Raw genomic sequence first — 799 nt, 5'->3', positions numbered from 1 at the left:
ACAGAAGAACCCGACGAGAAAATACGCGGAAGACCAAGAGTTAAAAAAGCTGATTTTGCATTGTCATCAACGGGTCAATGGAATATACGGATATCCTCGAATTAAGATGTGGCTATACCGGGTCCATGGCATTCGAATTAATCATAAACGTGTGTACCGACTGATGAAAGAGTTGGGGATCCAATCACGTATTCGCAGGAAACGAAAGTATTATGGACGCAAAGAGCCAATCGTGATAACAGAAAACAAGTTGAACCGTGAGTTTGCTGCGTCACGACCTACTGAAAAATGGGCTACAGATATTACCTATATCATTTTTAACGGAAGACGGCTGTATCTGTCTGTCATTTACGACCTTTTCAATAATGAGGTAATTGCCTATAAGGTCAGCAAACAGAATGATTTATCCCTCGTCTTAGATACTGTGAAGGCAGCGACACAAAAAAGAGACGTGAACGGCGTCCTGCTACATAGCGATCAGGGAAGCCAGTACACGTCCAGAGCATATCAGAATCTATTACAAGCGTATAACATAACTCCAAGTATGTCGAGAAAAGGAAACTGCCTGGACAACGCTTGTATCGAAAGCTTTTTCAGCCACCTCAAAACAGAATGTATATATTTGGATTCCTTCGGAACCGAAGAAGAGGTGAATAAAGCAATCGAACGTTACATTCATTTTTACAATCACGAACGGATTCAAGCTCGTTTACGCAGTCTCAGCCCAGTTCAATACCGAGCTGAGGCTGCGTAAAGCAAGGGCTTGTTTTGAACTGTCCACTTGACGGGGATAAGACCA

1 protein-coding gene is annotated in these 799 nt (G+C 42.7%); it reads left to right on the top strand.

Annotation, left to right across the window (positions count from 1 at the left end):
• Positions 1-754 (top strand): IS3 family transposase (locus FOI68_RS22745; protein WP_143864416.1); only part of this gene is annotated, 754 nt, incomplete at its 5' end.
• Between the last annotated feature and the right edge of the window lie 45 nt (positions 755-799).

The sequence above is a fragment of the Brevibacillus sp. LEMMJ03 genome, assembly GCF_007197875.1.
Taxonomy (GTDB): Bacteria; Bacillota; Bacilli; order Brevibacillales; family Brevibacillaceae; genus Brevibacillus; species Brevibacillus thermoruber.
The sequence above is the reverse complement of the archived record's forward strand: the minus strand, read 5'-3'. Positions and strand labels throughout refer to the sequence as shown.